Annotated in this window: 18 protein-coding genes and 1 pseudogene; 7 read left to right on the forward strand and 12 right to left on the reverse strand. The window is 63.2% G+C overall.

Features of this window, described 5'->3' with window-relative positions; translation table 11 throughout:
* Positions 1-131 precede the first annotated feature (131 nt).
* Positions 132-1,943 carry a diguanylate cyclase gene (locus YP76_RS07450; RefSeq protein WP_046762962.1) on the forward strand — a complete coding sequence of 604 codons (1,812 nt, stop codon included), beginning with the start codon at positions 132-134 and terminating at the stop codon, positions 1,941-1,943.
* Here the strand turns inward: YP76_RS07450 and YP76_RS07455 are convergent.
* Both YP76_RS07455 and YP76_RS07460 read right to left on the reverse strand, forming a co-directional pair.
* On the reverse strand, positions 1,929-2,618 hold the full coding sequence (locus tag YP76_RS07455) for an ABC transporter ATP-binding protein (protein ID WP_046762963.1): 690 nt from the start codon (positions 2,616-2,618) through the stop codon (positions 1,929-1,931). The genes YP76_RS07450 and YP76_RS07455 overlap by 15 nt on opposite strands.
* Positions 2,611-3,861 carry a lipoprotein-releasing ABC transporter permease subunit gene (locus YP76_RS07460; RefSeq protein WP_046762964.1) on the reverse strand — a complete coding sequence of 417 codons (1,251 nt, stop codon included), beginning with the start codon at positions 3,859-3,861 and terminating at the stop codon, positions 2,611-2,613. The genes YP76_RS07455 and YP76_RS07460 overlap by 8 nt, the downstream gene beginning before the upstream one ends.
* Before the next feature lie 557 nt (positions 3,862-4,418).
* Here YP76_RS07460 and YP76_RS07465 point away from each other — a divergent pair.
* On the forward strand, positions 4,419-4,886 hold the full coding sequence (locus tag YP76_RS07465) for an Hsp20 family protein (RefSeq protein ID WP_046762965.1): 468 nt from the start codon (positions 4,419-4,421) through the stop codon (positions 4,884-4,886).
* 60 nt (positions 4,887-4,946) lie between these two features.
* On the opposite strand, the gene YP76_RS07470 is transcribed toward YP76_RS07465, so the two are convergent.
* From YP76_RS07470 to ccmC, 8 genes are all read right to left on the reverse strand, one after another.
* Positions 4,947-6,872, reverse strand: coding sequence for a potassium transporter Kup (locus YP76_RS07470; protein ID WP_046762966.1), 1,926 nt, complete (start codon positions 6,870-6,872; stop codon positions 4,947-4,949).
* A gap of 141 nt (positions 6,873-7,013) precedes the next feature.
* Positions 7,014-7,649 (reverse strand): tetratricopeptide repeat protein, encoded by a 636-nt coding sequence (locus YP76_RS07475; protein WP_046762967.1) that lies wholly within the window; start codon positions 7,647-7,649, stop codon positions 7,014-7,016.
* Positions 7,646-8,053, reverse strand: coding sequence for a cytochrome c-type biogenesis protein (locus YP76_RS07480; RefSeq protein ID WP_046762968.1), 408 nt, complete (start codon positions 8,051-8,053; stop codon positions 7,646-7,648). Before YP76_RS07480 ends, YP76_RS07475 begins: the two co-directional genes overlap by 4 nt.
* Positions 8,050-8,577, reverse strand: a complete 528-nt coding sequence (locus YP76_RS07485; RefSeq protein ID WP_197707427.1) for a DsbE family thiol:disulfide interchange protein — start codon at positions 8,575-8,577, stop codon at positions 8,050-8,052. Before YP76_RS07485 ends, YP76_RS07480 begins: the two co-directional genes overlap by 4 nt.
* Positions 8,574-10,514 (reverse strand): heme lyase CcmF/NrfE family subunit, encoded by a 1,941-nt coding sequence (locus tag YP76_RS07490; protein WP_046762970.1) that lies wholly within the window; start codon positions 10,512-10,514, stop codon positions 8,574-8,576. The genes YP76_RS07485 and YP76_RS07490 overlap by 4 nt, the downstream gene beginning before the upstream one ends.
* 16 nt (positions 10,515-10,530) lie before the next feature.
* On the reverse strand, positions 10,531-10,977 hold the full coding sequence (gene ccmE / locus YP76_RS07495) for a cytochrome c maturation protein CcmE (RefSeq protein ID WP_046762971.1): 447 nt from the start codon (positions 10,975-10,977) through the stop codon (positions 10,531-10,533).
* Positions 10,974-11,105: a hypothetical protein gene (locus YP76_RS29045; RefSeq protein WP_269748625.1), complete on the reverse strand. Its 132-nt coding sequence runs from the start codon at positions 11,103-11,105 to the stop codon at positions 10,974-10,976. The genes ccmE and YP76_RS29045 overlap by 4 nt, the downstream gene beginning before the upstream one ends.
* Positions 11,106-11,123: 18 nt before the next feature.
* The gene (gene ccmC, locus YP76_RS07500; protein ID WP_046762972.1) at positions 11,124-11,846 is read right to left on the reverse strand and encodes a heme ABC transporter permease CcmC; all 723 of its coding nucleotides are present in this window, start codon (positions 11,844-11,846) and stop codon (positions 11,124-11,126) included.
* A gap of 202 nt (positions 11,847-12,048) precedes the next feature.
* On the opposite strand from ccmC, the gene purF reads away from it, so the two are divergent.
* Together purF and YP76_RS07510 are read left to right on the forward strand one after the other, a co-directional pair.
* A complete protein-coding gene (gene purF, locus YP76_RS07505) occupies positions 12,049-13,509 on the forward strand; it encodes an amidophosphoribosyltransferase (RefSeq protein WP_046762973.1) in 1,461 nt (486 codons plus the stop codon).
* A gap of 85 nt (positions 13,510-13,594) precedes the next feature.
* Positions 13,595-14,302 (forward strand): SDR family NAD(P)-dependent oxidoreductase, encoded by a 708-nt coding sequence (locus tag YP76_RS07510; RefSeq protein WP_046762974.1) that lies wholly within the window; start codon positions 13,595-13,597, stop codon positions 14,300-14,302.
* On the opposite strand, the pseudogene YP76_RS07515 reads toward YP76_RS07510, so the two are convergent.
* Both YP76_RS07515 and YP76_RS07520 read right to left on the reverse strand, forming a co-directional pair.
* Positions 14,299-15,560: pseudogene (locus YP76_RS07515) on the reverse strand (class I SAM-dependent methyltransferase). The gene YP76_RS07510 and the pseudogene YP76_RS07515 overlap by 4 nt on opposite strands.
* A gap of 35 nt (positions 15,561-15,595) precedes the next feature.
* Positions 15,596-16,972 carry a cryptochrome/photolyase family protein gene (locus YP76_RS07520; protein ID WP_046762975.1) on the reverse strand — a complete coding sequence of 459 codons (1,377 nt, stop codon included), beginning with the start codon at positions 16,970-16,972 and terminating at the stop codon, positions 15,596-15,598.
* Positions 16,973-17,160: 188 nt separating this feature from the next.
* On the opposite strand from YP76_RS07520, the gene YP76_RS07525 reads away from it, so the two are divergent.
* The 3 genes from YP76_RS07525 to YP76_RS07535 all read left to right on the forward strand — a co-directional run bounded on the left by YP76_RS07525 (position 17,161) and on the right by YP76_RS07535 (position 19,854).
* Positions 17,161-17,646, forward strand: coding sequence for an RNA pyrophosphohydrolase (locus YP76_RS07525; protein WP_046763276.1), 486 nt, complete (start codon positions 17,161-17,163; stop codon positions 17,644-17,646).
* Between the two features lie 43 nt (positions 17,647-17,689).
* The gene (locus YP76_RS07530; RefSeq protein WP_046762976.1) at positions 17,690-18,589 is read left to right on the forward strand and encodes a DUF481 domain-containing protein; all 900 of its coding nucleotides are present in this window, start codon (positions 17,690-17,692) and stop codon (positions 18,587-18,589) included.
* Between the two features lie 89 nt (positions 18,590-18,678).
* On the forward strand, positions 18,679-19,854 hold the full coding sequence (locus YP76_RS07535) for a hydrolase (RefSeq protein ID WP_408640428.1): 1,176 nt from the start codon (positions 18,679-18,681) through the stop codon (positions 19,852-19,854).
* Positions 19,855-19,862: the final 8 nt, after the last annotated feature.

The raw sequence follows: 19,862 nt of genomic DNA on the forward strand, positions 1-19,862 counted from the left end.
GTTCCCCCCGATTCGACGCCAGCCCCTCACCTTAAGAAAGTCGTGGGTAACATGAAGGCTTTCCGAAAAAGAAACTCGTGAACCGGTCGATAGTTAACTCATCCCCAATTTTTGAGCGTTACGACCGGCTCATGCGTTTATCCACCATCACCAACTACGCCTATGGTGCCACCGTATTCCTGACGCTGGCGTCGGGCACCGTCATGCTGATGGCATCCAGCGCCGAACAGACCGAGCGCGCCGCCGTCGAGCAACGCTCGGCCTTCGACCAGATGACAGCGACCCTGGAGGAGGATGTCTATCGCCAGACGGAGCAGGCACGCAGTTTCGTGATCACGGGCGATCCCACCCATGTCATCGCCTATCGTCGGGAAAAGGCCGAATTGCATTCGGTCGAACAGAGGGTTGCCCATCTTCAGGACGCAGGCGCCAATATCAGCGAACTGGGGGCTCTGAAACAGGCGCTGCGCTGGGCGGACGCCCTTGTCGACGAGCAGGAAGCCGCCATCCAGGCTGCGCAAAAGGGCGATGGAGAAACTGGGCGCAAAATCCTGTTCGGCGATGAATATGGCCGCGAACTGGATCGGGTTGCCGCTCAGGTCGGCAAATTCCAATATATGCTGGATCAGCGGACCGAAGCCTCCGTCCGGCGGGCGACCGATACCGCCCGGCAGTGGCGCTTCATGTCCGAACTCATGTTGGGTGCGACTGCCCTGCTTTTCCTGTGCGTGCTGTACTTCATCCTGAAACAGCGCATCCTGCGGCCGGTGGTGCGACTGAGTGACGTGGTGACGCGGCTGGCGGCACAGGATTTCGCCGCCGTCCCGCCCGAACTTCCGCAAGTGGACGAAATCGGGGACATGGCGCAGGCCGTGCGCATCTTCCGCGAAAACGGGCTGGAACGGCAACGATTGGAACAGGAGCGTGACGCCGATCGCGTCACCCGGGATCAACTGTCGCGCATGACGCAGCGTTTGCAGGGTTGCGACAGTATAGGCGATCTGGTCGACATCGTCGGCCGCTTCGCGCCGGAAATCGCACCCGGCTTCGCAGGCCGGCTCTATATTCAGGACATGCGGCGCAATGCCATGGTCCAGGCCTGTCAGTGGCTTGAACCCCGCCAGTCACAAGCGCCGGAATTTGCGCCTTCCGCCTGCTGGGCGCTGCGCCGTGGCCAGACCCACAAACCGACGGGCGAACTGATCGATATTCCGTGCGAACATCTGGGTGGCCAGAGCGCCATCGCGACCATATGCATCCCGTTGACGGCGCAGGGAGAAAGCATCGGCCTGCTCTATTTCGAGCAGCCCGACAATGTGCCCGCCGACCAGCTAAACCGCGCGGAAAAATATCTGGAGATGCTGGCGGAGAATATCGGGCTCGCGCTAGCCAATCTACGTTTGCGGGACGCGTTGCGACAGATGGCGATGGCCGATCCTTTGACCGGCCTTGCCAATCGGCGCCGCTTCGATGCGGTGTTCAAGGAACAGATCGCCCTGGCCGAAAGCAAGGATGCGCCCATGGCGTGCCTGATGATCGATATCGACCATTTCAAGCGGTTCAACGACAATCATGGTCATGATGCGGGCGATGCGGTGCTGCGCGCGGTTGGCGACGTACTCCATGAGGCTCTTCGCGAAAAGGACTGCGCTTTTCGTCTGGGAGGAGAAGAATTCGTGCTGCTGATGCCCGGGTTTAACCTGGATCAAGCATTGGACCGTGCGCGCATGGTCCAACAGAAGATACAGGATTTGCGCGTCGAGCATCGCGGCGATGAACTGGGACCGGTCACGGCATCGTTCGGCCTTGCGGCTTTTCCCGATCATGGCCGGGCGGAAACGCTGCTGCGGACCGCCGATGCGGCGCTGCTGCGCGCGAAGAGTCAGGGCCGCGACCGGATCGTGATCGCAACGGTGCGGGACGCCGCCTCACAGGTGGCCTGAACCATCCTCCAGCACGCCTTCGTGCAGGCGAACCACCCGGTCCATCTTCTCGGCCAGCCTCTCATTGTGGGTCGCGACCAGTGCGGCCGAACCTTCCTCCCGGACCAGGCGCAGGAATTCGGCCAGCACGATGTCGGCGGTCCGTTCATCCAGATTGCCGGTCGGCTCGTCGGCCAGCACCAGCGCGGGCCGGTTGGCGAGCGCGCGGGCCACGGCGACGCGCTGTTGCTCGCCGCCCGAAAGCTGGCTCGGCCGATGCTCCAGCCTATGGCCGAGCCCCAGCGATCCCAGCAGGGATTCGGCACGGGCCCGCGCCGTGCCCATGTCCACGTCGCGGATGACCTGCGGCAGGACGACATTCTCGATCGCGTTGAAATCGGGCAGCAGATGATGGAACTGATAGACAAAGCCCAGCGCATCCCGCCGCAACCGGGTGCGCCCGTCATTGTCGAGTTGCGCCGCCTCTTCGCCGCCAATGCGGATCGACCCGTCGAAGCCGCCTTCCAGCAGACCCACCGCCTGAAGCAGGGTCGATTTGCCCGACCCCGACGGCCCCAGCAGCGCGACGATCTCGCCTGTCCGGACCGACAGGTCCACGCCGCGCAGCACCTCTATGGTGACGCCCCCCTGGGTGAAGCTGCGCTGGAGACCGCTGACCTTCAATATGTCATTCATAGCGCAGCACCTGCACGGGATCGGTATTGGCGGCCTTGAACGCCGGATAGAGCGTCGCAAGGAAACTGAAGATCAGCGCCATCAGGCAGATGATGGTGATCTCCACGGGATCGGGCTTGGCCGGCAGTTCGGTCAGGAACCGGATCGAGGGGTCCCAGAGATTCTGCCCGGTGAGGAACTGGATCGCATTCACCACGCTCTGCCGGAAGAAGAGGAAGGTGAAGCCCAGCACCATGCCCGCCGCCATGCCCAACGTGCCGATGGTGACGCCAACGGTCATGAAGATCTTCACCAACCCGATCCGGCTGGCACCCATGGTCCGCAATATGGCTATGTCCCGCGTCTTGGCGCGCACCAGCATGATCAGCGAGGAGAGGATGTTGAACACCGCGACCAGCACGATGATCGACAGGACGACGAACATCGCCACGCGCTCGACCGCCAGCGCCTCGAACAGCGATGCGTTCATCTGACGCCAGTCCGTGATGACGGCGCGGCCCGCGACCTTGCCCGCCAACGGCTCCAGGATCGCGCCGACCTGATCGGCATTGACCGTCTGGACTTCGATCATGCCGACCACATCGCCCAGCAGCAACAATGTCTGCGCATCCTCCATCGGCATGACGACGAAGGCCTTGTCATAATCATAGATGCCGACTTCGAAGATGGCGGCGACCTGGTAGGACACCTGGCGCGGCACGGTGCCGAAGGGGGTGGAACGCCCCGCCGGATTGATGATCGTGATATTGTCGCCGAGTTGGACGCCCATATTCTCGGCCAGCCGGGATCCGATCGCCACCTTGCCGCCATGGGGGGTCAGCGCATCGAAATTGCCCGCGACAACCTTCGCCTTCAAGGTCGCATTGTTGCGAATGTCATTGACGGTCATGCCGCGGACCAGCACGGCCTCCACCCGTCCCTGGAAGCTGCCCAGCAAGGGCTGGTCGATCAGCGGCGTCGCACTGACGACGCCCGGCGTCGCCTTCGCTTCCTTCAGCACCGCCTTCCAATCGGGCAGGCGCCCGCCATAGCCCTGCACCACCGCATGGCCGTTGAGGCCGACGATCTTGTCGAACAGTTCGGCCCGGAAGCCGTTCATGACGCTCATCACGATGATGAGCGCGGCCACGCCCAGCATCACCGCAACCAGGCTGATCCCGGCAACGAGGAAGATGAACCCCTCTCCTTTGCCGGGCAGCAGATAACGCTTGGCGATCATCCGTTCGTATCGGGATAGAATCATGATGGCGCGGAATGGCCTCTTGATAAGGATATGGCTTGCCCGTCTAGCACGGTATCGATCAACGGCAAGCATTGCCCGATTGTTGCATCGACGCCACAGCATGATCGGGAAAATCACAGGGAGCATAAATAGCCCGTGACAGCGGCCTGCGCAGTCCATAGCACAGGCTTCGAAGCACAGGTAAATGGCCGTGGTTCAGGGATACTGCATCCCGCTTCGAGCTTAGGGGGCTAAGAAGCGGTCGAGGCAGGCCAAGGGGGAGACGAGCAATCGTCCATTAGTACCCGGGTCGTGGCAGCACGGCCCGGGTACTTTTCTTCGTTCTGCCCGCCGTCGATCGATGCTGCCCTCGAAATGAAGGATCGGCTGTCCGGTTGTGACGTCATGCAACGACGGCTTCCGTATCGGGCGAGCATATCGCTTTGCCTGTCCCACTTGAAACACCCTGACGTCGAACCATATCCGCATTGTCCGGCCGCCGCTTGGGGTCGGACAGCGTTTCGCCGGATGCCAGATCGGGTCCGGCAGGATCATTTTGCTCTTAGGAGATTATGACAATGCGTGGTTTTGACCTGACCCCCTATCGTCGTTCCACCGTCGGCTTCGACCGCCTGTTCGACCTGATCGAAAATAACGCGCGGTTGCAGCAGGCTGACAATTACCCCCCCTTCAATATCGAGCGGCTCTCCGATGATCGCTATCGTGTGACGCTGGCCGTTGCCGGGTTCCGCACCGACGAGATCGACATCACCGCCCAGCAGAACCTGCTCCAGGTGACGGGCCGGAAGGAAGAATCGCAGGGCGGCGACCGCGCCAGATTCCTTCATGTCGGCATCGCCAATCGCAGCTTCGAGCGCCGTTTCGAACTGGCCGATTTCGTCCGGGTGGAAAAGGCCGATCTGGCCGACGGCCTGCTGATCATCGAGCTGGTCCGCGAAATACCCGAAGCCATGAAGCCCAAGAAGATCGCCATTAATGGCGGTCAACTGGTCGACATCAACGGCAAGGATCGCGACGCCGCCTGATTCGCAGCTATGTGACAGGGTGGGCGCGGCGTTCGAACGCCGCGCCCTCATTCATCGAGATCAAATCTCGACCTGGCTGCCCAGTTCGACCACGCGGTTGGTCGGCAGGCGGAAGAATTCCATCGCACTTTCCGCATTGCGCAGCATCCAGGCGAAAATCTTCTCCCGCCAGAGCGGCATGCCCGGCTTGGCGGAGGGCAGCAATGTCTGGCGCGCCAGGAAGAAGCTGGTGTCCATCATCCGAAACGCCTGACCGCAGCCGGTGACATTCTTGAGCGCGGCGGGCACGTCAGGTTCCTGCATGAAGCCATATTGCAGGACGAGGCGGTAGAAGCCCCGACCCAGATCCTCCAGCCGGCACCGGCCGTCATCCTCGACCACGGGCACGTCCTTGATCTTGACGGTGAGCAGGATCACTCGTTCGTGCAGCACCTTGTTGTGCTTGAGATTATGCAGCAGCGCATGGGGCACGCCGTCGGGCGTCGAGGTCATGAATACCGCCGTTCCCGGCACCCTTACCGCGCTGTTGGCGGCGGATGCCACGAACACCGGGATCGGCATGGCGGCTTCGCGCAGGCGATCCTGCACCAGCCTGCGTCCGCGCGACCAGGTCGTCAGCAGCGTGAAGATGACAAAGCCGATCAACAGCGGGAACCAGCCGCCGGCAGGCACCTTCGTCAGGTTGGCCGCCAGATAGGCGCCGTCGACCAGGAACAGCACCGTCAAAAGCGGAGCCGAATAATACCAGGGCCACTTCCACAGGCGGTAGAGCAGCACGGTCAGCAGCACATTGTCGATGAACATGGCGCCCGTGACGGCGATGCCGTAGGCCGCGGTCAGGTTCGATGAGGTCTGGAACACCAGCACCAACAGGATGACCATCACCATCAACCCCCAGTTGATGAGGGGGATGTAGATCTGACCCGCGGTCGACGCGCTGGTATGGGCGATGCGCAGACGCGGCATGAAACCGAGCTGGATCGCCTGCTGCGTCACGGAAAAGGCGCCCGAAATCACTGCCTGGCTGGCTATGATCGCCGCCAGTGTGGCAAGGCCGACCAGCGGCAATTGTCCCCATTGCGGCGCCAGATAGTAAAAGGGGCTGTGCAGCGCCGCCGCCCCCTCCCGGAACAGAAGCGCGCCCTGCCCCATATAGTTCATCATCAGCGCAGGCAGCACGAAGGCCAGCCAGGACACCCGGATCGGGCTGCGGCCGAAATGGCCCATATCGGCATAAAGCGCCTCCGCCCCCGTCACCGCCAGCACCACCGCGCCCAGCGCCAGGAAGGCGGGCAGCGGATCGGTGACGAAGAACATGAAGGCCCAATAGGGATTGAAGGCGTGCAGGATGCCCGGCGTCTTGACGATGCTGATGATGCCCAGCACCGCGATGGTCAGGAAATAGAAGAGCATGATCGGGCCGAAGAGCGAGGCGACGCGATTCGTCCCCAGTCCCTGAATCCAGAACAACCCCAGCAGGATCATGATCGCTGCCGGCAGGATCAGCGGCGCGAGGTTGCTGTTGTAGACGGCCAGGCCCTCGACCGCCGAAAGCACCGAGACCGCCGGGGTGATCATCGAGTCGCCGTAGAAGAGCGAGGTCGCGAACACCCCCAGCAGCACGATCCCGCGCGACCAGCGCTGGGTCTTCGTCTGGCCGTTGATCAGCGCCAGCAGGGCCAGGCTGCCGCCCTCCCCCTTATTGTCGGCGCGCATGATGACGGTGACATATTTCAGCGTCACCACCAGCATCATCGACCAGAACATCAGGCTGATGACGCCCAATATGTGATCGGGATCGAGATCGAGATGATGATGCCCGGCAAAGGTTTCCCGGAAGGCGTAAAGCGGGCTGGTGCCGATGTCGCCGAACACGATGCCGATGGCACCCACCACCAGCTTCAGCGTCGCCTTCTGCCCGGCATGGCCATGACCCTGGGCGTCGTCCTCCGCATGCACGGCGCCGGTGTTGGTCGCGTCAGCCATGAAGAAAATGCCGAATTGTCATGATCTTTGGACACCTGAACGGGGAAGCGGCCCGTCTTGTCATTCCATAAGCCCCCGCAAACCGCCGCGCCCTATCATGGCTCCATGGTCTAGGCAATGCGTCGGTGGGCCTGATCGGCGCTATGGGCTTTGGGAACCCAGCATGGCGTCGATACGCGCGATATTGCCTTCCAGTTCCTTGCGGATCTCGCTGCCTTCGGGCGCGCTGGCGGCGAGCGGGCCCCAAAGCGCCCGCGCTTCCTTGAGCTGTCCCGCGCGGGCGAGCGCCAAACCGTAGAAATAGCGCGGCGCCGGTCCACCCGGATCGATCGCCATGGCCCTCCGATAGGCAAAGTCCGCCGCAGGCGACATGACGCCTCCGGCATGGGCCACCAGCGCATTGCCGAAGCCCAGCCACAAATTGGGATCGTCGGGCATTTCCCGCAGGCCCGAAAGCAGCACATTGGCCGCTTCCCTGGTCTTGCCCTGTCGCCCAAGACCGTCGGAGAGCAACAGCCACTGGCCCGCCTTGCCATAGCGTTCCGCCATGCCGCGGCGCTGCTCGGCCAGCTTTTCATCAAAGGCGGCTCCGCTCTTTTCCTCCGCTTGCCGGGATGCCCCGGCAAGGGCGGGCCGCCCCTGCCATGCATAGCCCGCAAGACCGAGCAGCAATGCCGCCGCGGTGATTTCCCAGGATGAGCGCGGTATACGACCGACGGCCAGGATCGCGACAAGAGCGCCCACCGCCATGACAATCGCGATGATCCAACCCGTCATGACCGCCTCCGCTTGATTCGGCCGCGCACGATCAGCAGCCCCAGCCCCAGAAACAACAGCGGGGCAGCCCATAGCGGCCATAGGATCGGTTCGGCCGTCGGCTCATAACTCACCCAGTCGCCATAGCGCTCGATCAGCCAGGCGCGGATATGCTCGGGCTGCTCGCCCGCCATGATACGTTCCCGAATCTGGGAGCGCAGGTCGCCCGCCATGCTGGCGTTGCTGTCCGCGATCGACTGGCTCTGACAGGTGAGGCAACGGATAGTCTCCATGAGCGTCCGCGCCTTCTTCTCCAGCGCCGGATCGTCGATCTGACGGTCGGCATAGGGTGCGGGCGGCAGCGCGGACTGCGCCAGGGCGGGCGCGCTCAACATCAACAGGAGCATGACCAGCAGCCCCCTCATTGCGCGCGCCTCAGCCGGTCGAGGATCATCGGCACATCATCCTCGCGGATGTCACCGACATGCTGATAGGCGATGCGGCCCTTGCCATCGATAACGAAGCTTTCCGGCACACCGGAAGAGCCGAGCGCGATCTGCACCTCGCTCCGGGCATCAAGGCCGATCCGGGCATAGGGATTGCCGTAGCGCTTGAGGAAGGCGTCGACATCGGGCCGGGCATCGCGGATGGCGATGGCGTCGATCTCCACGCCGGCCTGCTTGAGGGCCATGAGTTGCGGCGCTTCCGCGGCACAGGGCACGCACCAACTGGCGAAGATATTGAGCAGGCGGGGCTTGCCGCTGGCCAGTTCACTATTCGCCAGCGGCGGGCGGTCGCTGGCCGCGGCAGGAAGGACAAAGGGCGGAAGCGGCTTGCCGACCAGCTTCGAGGTGATGATCCTGTCGTCCGGACGCAGCAGCCCGCTCGCGAACAGGCCGAAAAAACCGAGGAAAAGCAGAAGTGGCAGCCAGATCAGCAGCTTCCTCATGCGAGAGCCTCCGTGGCCTTCCGGGCCCGCCATTTGAGGAGCCATCCCCGCCGCTCCCGTCCGACCAGCGCCAGGGCACCGCCCAGCGCGATCAGGAAGCCACCCAGCCAGATCAGCGTCACGAAAGGCTTCCACCAGATGCGCAGTTGCCAGCGGCCCTCATCGGCCTCCTGACCCAGCACGACGTAAAGCTGGCCGTTCCAGCGCGTCAGCAGGGCCGCCTCGGTCGTGGGGGTGGGCGGAGACGCGAAGAAGCGGGATTGCGGATGCATCAGGACCGGCTCGCTACCGCCCCGGCTCACCTCCACATCGGCCTGAAGCGCGGTCCAGTTATCACCCGCGATCGGGATTATCTGCTTGAACCGCAGCGTCCAGCCCGCCGTCTCCACCATGTCGCCGGGACGTGCGGCCACCAGCCTCTCGACCGTGAAAGCTGAATCGCAGGCCATGCCCGCCAGGCTGACCGCGCAGCCCAGATGCGCGATCACCATGCCCCATGTGAAAAGCGGCGTCCGGCGCAGGTTGCGCTTCCACAGCGGCGCCAAGCTGCCCACGGCGACCGCCAGCGCGATCACCAGCCCCAGGAAAGGCAGGATGCCGATCCGGCCCCAGGCAAACATGGCAAGCGTGATCAGAACGACCGCCCCTGCGACAAGCGGGATCGCCATGCGCCGGCCCACTTCGCGCATCCTGTCGCGGCGCCATCGGGTCAGCGGCCCCAGGATCATGACGACCATCAAAGCCAGCGCGATCGGCCCGGCAATCCGGTCGAAATAGGGGGCACCCACCGACACCTTATGGCCGAAAGCCTCCGTCAGCAGCGGATAGAGCGTGCCGATCAGCACCAGCCCCAGGATCACCGAAAGCAGCAGGTTGTTGACGACCAGCATGGTTTCCCGGCTGACCAGTTCGAACGGCGCGCCTTCGCGTACCGCGCCCACGCGCCAGCCGAACAGCGCCAGCGCGCCGCCGATATAGATGCCGAGCAGAACGAGGATGAAGGTCCCCCGCTCCGGATCGACGGCGAAGGCATGCACGCTGGTCAGGATACCGGACCGGACCAGGAAGGTGCCGACCATCGACATGGAAAAGGCGATCACCGCCAGCATCACCGTCCAGGCGCGCAGCGCATCGCGGGTCGCCAGCACGGTCACGCTATGCAGCAGCGCGGTCGCCGCCAGCCAGGGCATGAGGGAGGCGTTCTCCACCGGGTCCCAGAACCACCAGCCGCCCCAGCCCAGTTCATAATAGGCCCAATAGCTGCCCGCCGTGATGCCCAGCGTCAGCAAGATCCAGGCACCCAGCACCCAAGGACGCATGGCACGGGCGAAAGCGGCGTCGACCTGCCGGGTGAGCAGCGCCCCGACCGCGAACGAAAAGGCCACGGAAAGACCGACATAGCCAAGATAGAGGGTCGGTGGATGGAAGGCGAGCCCGGGGTCCTGCAACAGCGGATTGAGCCCCTGCCCGTCCGCCGGGGCCGGATCGATCCGCGCGAAGGGATTGGAGGCGAAGAGCAGGAAGACATAGAAGCCGAGGCTGATCGCCGCCTGGCCGCCCAGCGTCGCCATGTGCGTTTCACGCCGCAGGGCGCGTTCGAACAGGGCGACGGCGGCGCCTGCCACGCCCATGACCGTCACCCAGAGCAGCATGGACCCTTCATGATTGCCCCAGGTCCCGGCGAATTTGTAGAGCCAGGGCTTCATCGAATGGCTGTTGGTAACGACCAGCAGGACGGACATGTCGGATCGCAGGAACAGCGTGATCAGCAGGGCAAAGGCGATTGCCGTCAAGCACCCTTGCGCCACGGCGACGGGCCGCACCGCGCCCAGCAGATCGCTTTTGCCGCCCGCAAGGCCGATCGCCACCAGAGCAAGCTGGAGCAGCGCCAGCGAGGCGGCAAGCCATAATGCGGCAAGGCCGGCCTCAGCAATCATCCGCGCCGTTCCCCGCTCACTGGTCCGCCTTCATCTTGTGGGTCTCTTCGTCATATTGCATGCCCTGCAATTCGCGCGGCATGTAGCGCTCGTCATGCTTGGCGAGCAGATTGGTGGCCTGGAAGGTGCCGGCGGCATCGAAAGCGCCTTCCGCCACAACACCTGATCCTTCCCGGAACAGGTCGGGCGTAATGCCCTTAAAGCTGGCCGGAACCTTAGCCTTGCCGTCGGTGACGTCGAAATGGATGGTGACGCCGTCGCTCGCGCGCTTCAGGCTGCCCTTGACCACCATGCCACCAAGCCGGATCGCCCGGCCGGGCTCGACGCCCTTGGTCCTGACGTCGTTAGGGACATAGAAATAGGCGGCCTCGTCCTTGAGCGCGGACGCCGCAAGCAACCCCGCACCGATCAGGGCGGCGAGGGCGACCACGGCCAGGATCAACCGTTGATGCTTTGCCTTCATGCCCGGTCCGCCAACTGCCGCGCCCTGGCTTCAGCGCTGCGCATCGCGCGCCAGCTCAGAATGCTGATGACGGCGGTGCCCGAAAAGGTCAGCGCATAGGCGCCGATCACGAATGCCCACTGGTTCATTCCCTTACCCCCGCGTCCTCATCCCCGAGCAAGCCGCTGCATCCGTGCTTCGATCTTGTTCTGTGCCAGGATGGCGCGCATGCGCATCAACACGATCGCGGCGAAAAGCAAGGTGAATCCGATCAGGGTGAAACCGAGCGGCCAGAGCAGCGCATTGTCGATGCTCGATCCCCGCAGCGTGATGCTGGGGCCTTGATGCAGGCTGTTCCACCACACCACCGACCGGTTGATGATGGGCAGGTTGATCGCGCCGACCAGTCCGAAAATGGCAGTTACCGGACTGACCCCACCGTTCCCCTGCCGCGCGCTCGCATTGGCGAGGGCGATATAGCCGAGATAGAGGAAGAAGAGCACCAGCATGGAGGTCATGCGCCCGTCCCATTCCCACCAGGTGCCCCAGGTCGGGCGCCCCCAGATCGATCCGGTGACAAGGCATACCGCCGTGAAAAAGGCACCAGGCATGGCGATCGCCCGTCCAGCCACGGCGGCAAGCGGATGGCGCCAGACAAGCTGCATCAGTGCCGCCACGGCAATGCCCGTCCAGCCGCCCATGCCCAGCCAGGCGGCAGGCACGTGGATATAAAGGATGCGCACCGTATCACCCTGAAGATAGTCCGCGGGCGTCACGAACAGGCCGCAACCCGCCCCGACGAGCAGCAGGATAAGCCCCGGCCAGAACAGCCAGGCCGTCAGCGGCCGGACAATCTTGAGGAAGCGCGCAGGATTGGCAAAGCGATGCATGGGAGAAGGCTATTAGCTTTCGAAAACGCTCAAGGCCAGTGGACCTTTTACCCAATGTCGCTCTTCGGAAAATCGCGATCGGGCGGCGCCGCGACCCTTTTTTGTGACAGGCAGGCGACAAATCGTCCCTGACACACTATATGCGCGCCAAAGCCGCCCCCGATGGGAGCGGACAGGATTGGCAGTGGACCACCAAAAACCCATGTTTACGACGAATCCGTTCGACGACGACAAACTGCGTGAGGAATGCGGTATTTTCGGCGTTTTCAATGCTGAAACCGCCTCCGCCATGGTTGCGCTTGGCCTTCATGCGCTTCAGCATCGCGGCCAGGAAGCCGCCGGCATCACGAGCTGGGACGGCCATGATTTCCATACCCATCGGGCGATGGGGCATGTGGCCGGGAATTTTGACCGCGACGAAGTGATTCGGGGCCTGCCGGGCGGCGCAGCCTGCGGTCATGTCCGCTATTCGACCACCGGCGAAACCTCGCTGCGCAACGTCCAGCCGCTTTATGCGGAGCTGAGTTCGGGCGGTTTCGCCGTCGCGCACAACGGCAATATCTCCAATGCCATGAAGCTGCGCCGGGAACTGATCCGGCGCGGGTCCATCTTCCAGTCGACCTCGGACACAGAGGTCATCATCCATCTGGTCGCCACCTCCACCTATCGTACGCTGCTCGACAAGTTCATCGATGCGCTGAAGCAGGTCGAGGGTGCCTATTCCCTGATCGTCATGACGCCCGAGGGCATGATCGCCTGCCGCGATCCGCTGGGCATCCGGCCGCTGGTGATGGGCAAGCTGGGCGATTCGACGATCTTCGCCTCAGAGACCGTCGCCTTCGACGTGGTCGGCGCGGACTATGTCCGCTCGATCGACCCCGGCGAACTCGTCATCGTCACGCATGACGGCGAAGTGCGCAGCCACCGCCCCTTTGGCGAAAGCCATGCCCGCCCCTGCATTTTCGAGCATGTCTATTTCAGCCGCCCCGATTCGATCGTCGACGGCTCCAGCGTCTATTCGGTCCGCAAGGCGATCGGCGCACAACTGGCCATCGAAAATCCGGTCGAAGCGGACTATGTCATCCCGGTGCCCGACAGCGGCGTTCCGGCGGCGATCGGCTATGCCCAGCAGTCAGGCATTCCTTTCGAACTGGGCATCATCCGCTCGCACTATATCGGCCGCACCTTCATCCAGCCGGGCGACAAGGTCCGCCATCTGGGCGTGAAGCTGAAGCATAATGCCAATCGCGCCCTGATCGAGGGCAAGCGCATCGTCCTGATCGACGATTCGATCGTGCGCGGCACCACATCTCTCAAGATCGTGCAGATGATGCGCGAAGCGGGTGCCAAGGAGGTGCATATGCGCATCGCCAGCCCGCCGACCAGGCATAGCTGCTTCTACGGCGTCGACACGCCGGAGCGCACCAAACTGCTGGCGCACCGCCTGGACATTGACGGGATGCAGGACTTCATCCACGCCGACAGCCTGTCCTTCATCTCGATCGACGGCCTCTACAAGGCGCTGGGCGAGGCGAAGCGGGCCGACATCCGGCCGCAATATTGCGATGCCTGCTTCACCGGCGACTATCCCACCACGCTGACCGACCAGGACGAGGCCGTGGTGCAGAACCAACTCGAACTGCTGGCCGAGCGGGTCGTCTGACCGCCTTTTTCAGCCGTTGAATGGACAAGTCCGGCGCCTTGCTGCATCGGGCTTGTCCCTGCCTGACCCTCATGAGGGAAATTCCATGTCGACGCAGCCTCTTTCCGGTAAACTGGCCCTCGTGACCGGCGCGAGCCGGGGCATCGGCGCCGCCACTGCGCAAGCTCTGGCCGCTGCGGGCGCTCATGTCATCCTGACCGCGCGGACCGGGGGCGCGCTGGAAGAGGTGGAGGACCGCATCCATCAGGCAGGCGGCAGCGCAACCATCGCACCGCTCGATCTGGTCGACGGTGAAAGCATCGGACGGTTGGCGCAGGCCATTTCGGGACGTTGGCAGGCGCTCGATATTCTCGTGCTGAATGCCGCGACGTTGGGCAGCCTGGCTTCGGTTCCCGCCATCGATGCCAAGGAATTCGCCCGATTGCTCACGCTCAACATTGCCGCGCCCCAAGCGTTGATCGCCGCCTTTGACGCTATGCTCCGGGCAAGCGACGATGCCCGCGTGGTGGCGCTCACCTCATCGGTCGGCGCGCAGCCGCGGGCCTATTGGGGTGCCTATGGCGCGTCCAAGGCGGCGCTGGAAACGCTGGTCGGCGCCTATGGCGAGGAAGTGAAGAACATCTCCGCCATCCGCACCCATATCGTCGATCCGGGCGCCACGCGAACCGCGATGCGGGCGCGCGCCTTCCCCGGTGAGGATGCCGCAACGCTCAAGGACCCGTCGGTCGTGGGGAACGCCATAGCCGATCTGGTCGTGGCCGACACGCCGACCGGCCATCGAGTCCGGATCTAGGATTTCACCAGCGTCACCTGCGCGACGTCGATGCTGCCGCCCCGGAAACCGCCCTCGCAATACATGAGATAATAGCGCCACAGATCGACGAAGTGCTGGTCGAAGCTGGAGGGCAAATGCCCCTTGTCGATCGCACGGTCGAAGCGTTCCCGCCAGCGCCGCAGCGTCTCCGCATAATGGGGCCGAAACGGTGGACGTCCCGCCATTGCAGCCCCTGTTCTTCCGCCAACCGACGGAAGCGGCTTTCGGACATCAACATGCCGCCGGGGAAGATATGGGTCTGGATGAAATCGGCGCCGCGCGCATAATTTTCGAATAGGGCGTCATCGATCAATATATATTGGATCGCCGCCCGGCCGCCGGGCTTGAGCAGCCGCGCGATCGCCTCGACATAAGCAGGCCAATAGCGTTCGCCGACGGCCTCCACCATTTCCACGCTGGTGATCGCGTCATATTGCCCCTGGGCGTCGCGATAGTCGCGCAGGATGATGTTGGCCCCAGACCCCAGCCGGTCTCGCGCATATTCCGCCTGCTCGACCGACAGGGTGAGACCGTCATAGCGGATCGCACAGCGCTCCATCGCCTGTTCGGCCAGACCGCCCCAACCGCAGCCGATCTCCAGCAGGGAATCGCCTTCCTTGAGGTTCAGCCGGTCGAGAATCGCATCGACCTTCCGTTGCTGCGCCCGCTCCAGGCTTTCGATTCGATCCTCGGGATCGCGGAACAAGGCACTGGAATAATGCATGTTCCTGTCGAGCCAGAGGCCATAGAAATCATTGCCCAGATCATAATGATAGGCGATGTTCCGGCGCGACCCCTTGCGGCTGTTGCGTCGTGCCCAGTGCATCGCCTGCCCCATCCAGCGCGCGGGACCGGCGGGACGGGCGACATTGCCCAAGGCAACGGCATTGGCCATGAACAGTTCGAACAGCGGGACCGGGTCGGGGCTGGTCCATTCACCCCGCGCCCAGGCCATGTACCAGCCCGCCGAACCGCCGGTGATCAGGCGTAGCAAGGCCCGCCAGCGCAGCAGATGCACTTCGCATTCCGGCCCGGCCGCCCGACAGCCCAGCAGCCGCCGGCTCCCGTCCGGGAGGATCGCGTGCAGCGATCCCCTTTCCAGTCCCTCATCGATACGGTCGAGCAGCCGATGGAATTGCTGGCCCACCCATCGTCCCAGCCAGCCGTGATCGCGCGGGTCCAGTCGACGCCGAACCGGAATCGCTGCCCTGCCGCGACGGGGATCAATTGCGTTCATTCCAGCACTCTGCCTGATGGTTTACGCCGTCGCAATCATGGCTTGCCATGGCGATATGCCGCCAGCGCCCTTTCTCGTCCCTCTCTGTGTCCGATGCATTTGGACGGATAATCCGCCGGACGGACGCCATGGATCTCCGGATCGTGGATATGATGATCGTTCAGATGCGCCAGTTCAGGCACCCATTTCCTGATATAATCGGCGGCATCGAATTTCTCGGACTGGGTCAGCGGCGCCATGATACGGAAGAAGATATTGGCGTCCACGCCGCTGCCCGCGACCCATTGCCAATTGACGCTGTTATTGGCGTAGCTGGCGTCGACCAGCGTATCCCAGAACCAGCGCGCGCCATGGCGCCAGTCGATCAACAGATGCTTGATCAGGAAACTGGCCGCGATCATACGCACGCGATTGTGCATCCAGCCCGTCGCCCAAAGCTGGCGCATGCCCGCATCCACGATCGGATAGCCGGTGCGGCCGCTCGTCCAGGCCTTGAAGTCCGTCTTTGCCTCCCGCAAATCGCGCCATGGCATGGCGTCGAACGCTGCTCGTGCATTTTCCGAGCCATAAGCCGGCATCGTCCAAATCTGCGTATGCGCATAATCGCGCCAGATCAGTTCCTTGAGGAATATCGTCGCATCGGCGGGCGCCTTGCCGATGCGATTCCAGACTTGGGCCGGGGAAATCTCCCCGAAATGCAGGTGCGGCGACAGACGCGACGTTCCCTCCCGCGAAGGCAGGTCGCGGGCAACCGGATAGTCGCCGACCTCATCCAGGAAAGCGGCGACATTGGCACGCGCGCCCTCCTCGCCAGGCGTCCAGTCGCGGGCAAAGGCGACGGCCCAGTCCGGGTTTTTCGGCAGGAGATGCCAATCCTCCAGCGCATCGCCATCCGGCCATCGGGCGACTGTCGCGATTCGCGACGGCGACGGAGTCGGTGCTGCGGGCGGCATCTGATCCATCAGCGCCCGATAAAAGGGCGTGTAGATGCGATATGGGCCTCCGCTTCCGGTTCGCACCGCACCGGGCGGCAGCAACAGCCCGCCATCATGCAGGCACAGGTCAAGTTCCCGTCCCACCGCCTTTTCCGCATTGCGCCACCATGGCTCATAATGGCGCAGGGCATGAACCCGACGGGCGCCGGTTTCCTGCGCAAGCCTGGCGAGTTCCAAGGCACATTCTCCCCGTCGCAGGATGAGCCGCGAACCTTTGCTGCGCAGCTTTTCATCCAGGCTCTTCAGGCTGTGATGCAACCACCAGCGCGACGCCCCGCCCATCTTCCACTGGCGAGGCGCGCTGTCATCCAGCACATAGACCGGAATCACCGGGCCTTCATGAACGGCAGCGGCCAGGGCGGCCTGATCGGACAGGCGCAAGTCCTGGCGAAACCAGAGGATGACGGGAGAAGTCATGGGTTTTCCCATGCCATTGGGCCACCCCGGTTCCAAGCATCTCTTTTGCGTCACTCATTCCATTTGGAACACAAATCACCGCCCCGGCGATTTTCATCCATGGACGCGCGGCTCCCCGCCGCTTATTCTTGCACCGCAAAAAGGTCATGTTCGAAAGGCATGCCCCGGAACAACGATCAGGGACTATGATGGCCTCGATGCCGAATGATTCAGAACACGCCTACCGGCCTTGCGTCGGCGTCATGCTCGTCAACATGGATGGCAAGGTTTTCGTCGGCCAGCGGATCGATAATGCGGTCGAAGCCTGGCAGATGCCGCAGGGCGGCATTGACGATGGCGAGGATATGAAGGCCGCCGCTCTACGCGAACTGAACGAGGAAACGGGAATCGATCAGGCGCATGTGGAAATCATCGCCAAGGCGCGGGAAGAGCATTTCTACGACCTCCCGCCCGAACTGATCGGCAAGCTGTGGGGCGGCAAATATCGCGGCCAGCGGCAATTCTGGTTCCTCGCGCGCTTCCTGGGGAGCGATGCCGACATCGACATACGGACCAAGCATCCCGAATTCCGCGACTGGAAGTGGGCCGATCCCGAATCGCTGCCGGACCTGATCGTGCCGTTCAAGCGCAAGCTATACCGCGATATCCTGCACGAATTCAGGGCGTTGATCTGAAAAGAGGGTTAAAATCGGCCATCATGTCGGTATGAGAAGGGCCATGCGCTATTGGCTGGCCCTTCTCCCGCTCCTCATCCCGACGCCGGCATGGGCCGATTATCCGGTCCTGCTCCCCTCCTCCGTGCGCGAAATGCTGGAGGCGGCGATCGCGAACGGCAATGAAACCGAGATCGCCACTGTCGCGAAGATCGCCAAGCAGACCAATCCCGGTTCGGCCGATGAGATACAGCGCATGGTCAACAGCTGGAAGGAACGGACCAAGGCCACCCGCGATACCGTGATCCGGGAGGCGCGCTTCACCGAACTGTGGACCGGCAAGGTCGAGGCAGGCGGGTTCCGTTCGACCGGCTCCACCAGCGAAATCGGCATCAGCGCCAGCGCTGCGCTCAAGCGAACCGGCATCCAATGGTCGCACAAGCTTGCGGCCAGCATCGATTATCGGCGAGCCAATGGCATCACCTCGCGCGAGCGCTATACGGCGAGCTACGAACCCCGCTACGAATTCGATCCTCGCGGCTTCGCTTATGGCCTGACCCAGTTCGAGCGCGACACCTCGATCGGTTATGACGAGCGTTACACCGCCTCGGTCGGAATCGGCTACAAGCTGATCGTCAGCGATCCGATCGACCTGTCGCTGGATGCCGGTCCTTCGATCCGTCACGCCAAATATGTGATCGGCGAACGGGAAACCAAATTGGGCGCGCGTGCATCCATGGACCTGGCCTGGCGACTGGCGCCCATGCTGACCTTCAAGCAGGTGGCGTCGGGTTATGCGGAAAGCGACGTCTATACGATCAATTCCCTGACATCGCTGGAGACCAAGGTCGGGACGCGATGGTCGGCGGCCATGTCCTATAATGTGCAATATGAATCGGAAACGCTGCTGTCGGCACGGGACTTCGATACGTTGAGCCGGCTTACGCTGACCTACAGCTTCTGACCGGCGCCTTCTGAACGGGGTGGAGGCGTCGACTTCGCTCTGATAGGGTCGCGAGGATGAGAGGAATTTCATCGCTTGAACGAAAGGTGATGGGACAGGCCGCGGCGGCACCCATGCTCGCGCAAACCGAAAAATGGGCCGGGGTGAACAGCGGGTCACGCAACCTGGCCGGTCTTTCCACCATGGCCGGGATGCTGGCGGATGCCTTTGCACCATTGCCGGGCGCATTGCGCCTGATCGATGCCGCGCCGGTGGAGGCGGTGGCTCCCGATGGCAGACTGACGACGATGGCCCATGGGCAGCATATCCGACTGACCGTCCGGCCGGATGCAGCGGTGCAGATCTTGCTTACCGGTCATATGGATACGGTGTTCCCCGCCGATCATGCGTTCCAAGCATTGCGCTGGATCGATCCGCTGACGCTGAACGGACCGGGCGTGGCGGATATGAAGGGAGGCCTTGCCGTCATGCTGGCGGCGCTGTGTGCTCTGGAGACGGCGCCCGAAGCCGGAAATCTGGGCTATGAGGTGATCATCAACAGCGATGAGGAAGTGGGCAGCCCCTCCTCCGCCCCATTGCTTCGGGAAGCAGCCGCGGGAAAGCGCGCCGCCTTCACCTATGAACCGGCCCTTCCCGACGGTACGCTTGCGGGCGCAAGAGCGGGCAGCGGCAATTTCGCCATCGTCGTAACGGGCAAAAGCGCCCATGCGGGCCGCAATCCGGATGATGGCCGCAACGCGCTGCTCGCGGCCGCGGACCTTGCCCTACGGCTGAAGGCGGGCAGCGGCGGAGGCCTTTCCTGCAATCCGGCGCGGATCGAAGGCGGCAGTCCCAACAATGTCGTTCCCGACCACGCCATTCTCCACGTCAATTTCCGACCGCGAACGCCCCCCGACGAAGAGGCGGCGCGGCAAATGCTGGACAAGGCGATCCGCCAGGTATCGCGAGACCATGAGGTGACGATGCATCGCCATGGGGGCTTCGGCCGCCCGTCCAAACCGATGGATGCAAAGGCGGAAACGCTGTTCGCACTGGTCCGGCAATGTGGGGAGGATATGGGGCTCGCGATAGGCTGGCGGGATACGGGGGGTGTTTGCGACGGCAATAACATCGCCGCATGCGGTGTGCCCGTGGTCGACACCATGGGAGTACGCGGCGGCAACATCCACAGCGATTCGGAATATCTTATCGTAGAGAGCCTGGCCGAACGCGCGCAGCTTTCGGCGCTGGCATTGCTGCGTATGGCGCAGGGGCGTTTTCCATGAAGGGGATG

The organism is Sphingobium chungbukense, from assembly GCF_001005725.1.
GTDB lineage: Bacteria > Pseudomonadota > Alphaproteobacteria > Sphingomonadales > Sphingomonadaceae > Sphingobium > Sphingobium chungbukense.

Coding starts and splice junctions, on each gene's coding strand:
- YP76_RS07475 (WP_046762967.1), bottom strand. CDS start 7,649: ATGACGGGTTGGATCATCGCGATTGTCATGGCGGTGGGCGCTCTTGTC.
- ccmC (WP_046762972.1), bottom strand. CDS start 11,846: ATGCATCGCTTTGCCAATCCTGCGCGCTTCCTCAAGATTGTCCGGCCG.
- YP76_RS07485 (WP_197707427.1), bottom strand. CDS start 8,577: ATGAGGAAGCTGCTGATCTGGCTGCCACTTCTGCTTTTCCTCGGTTTT.
- YP76_RS29045 (WP_269748625.1), bottom strand. CDS start 11,105: ATGAACCAGTGGGCATTCGTGATCGGCGCCTATGCGCTGACCTTTTCG.
- YP76_RS07530 (WP_046762976.1), top strand. CDS start 17,690: ATGCGCTATTGGCTGGCCCTTCTCCCGCTCCTCATCCCGACGCCGGCA.
- YP76_RS07520 (WP_046762975.1), bottom strand. CDS start 16,972: ATGACTTCTCCCGTCATCCTCTGGTTTCGCCAGGACTTGCGCCTGTCC.
- YP76_RS07450 (WP_046762962.1), top strand. CDS start 132: ATGCGTTTATCCACCATCACCAACTACGCCTATGGTGCCACCGTATTC.
- YP76_RS07465 (WP_046762965.1), top strand. CDS start 4,419: ATGCGTGGTTTTGACCTGACCCCCTATCGTCGTTCCACCGTCGGCTTC.
- YP76_RS07455 (WP_046762963.1), bottom strand. CDS start 2,618: ATGAATGACATATTGAAGGTCAGCGGTCTCCAGCGCAGCTTCACCCAG.
- ccmE (WP_046762971.1), bottom strand. CDS start 10,977: ATGAAGGCAAAGCATCAACGGTTGATCCTGGCCGTGGTCGCCCTCGCC.
- YP76_RS07460 (WP_046762964.1), bottom strand. CDS start 3,861: ATGATTCTATCCCGATACGAACGGATGATCGCCAAGCGTTATCTGCTG.
- YP76_RS07490 (WP_046762970.1), bottom strand. CDS start 10,514: ATGATTGCTGAGGCCGGCCTTGCCGCATTATGGCTTGCCGCCTCGCTG.
- YP76_RS07480 (WP_046762968.1), bottom strand. CDS start 8,053: ATGAGGGGGCTGCTGGTCATGCTCCTGTTGATGTTGAGCGCGCCCGCC.
- YP76_RS07535 (WP_408640428.1), top strand. CDS start 18,679: ATGGGACAGGCCGCGGCGGCACCCATGCTCGCGCAAACCGAAAAATGG.
- YP76_RS07470 (WP_046762966.1), bottom strand. CDS start 6,872: ATGGCTGACGCGACCAACACCGGCGCCGTGCATGCGGAGGACGACGCC.
- YP76_RS07525 (WP_046763276.1), top strand. CDS start 17,161: ATGGCCTCGATGCCGAATGATTCAGAACACGCCTACCGGCCTTGCGTC.
- YP76_RS07510 (WP_046762974.1), top strand. CDS start 13,595: ATGTCGACGCAGCCTCTTTCCGGTAAACTGGCCCTCGTGACCGGCGCG.
- purF (WP_046762973.1), top strand. CDS start 12,049: ATGTTTACGACGAATCCGTTCGACGACGACAAACTGCGTGAGGAATGC.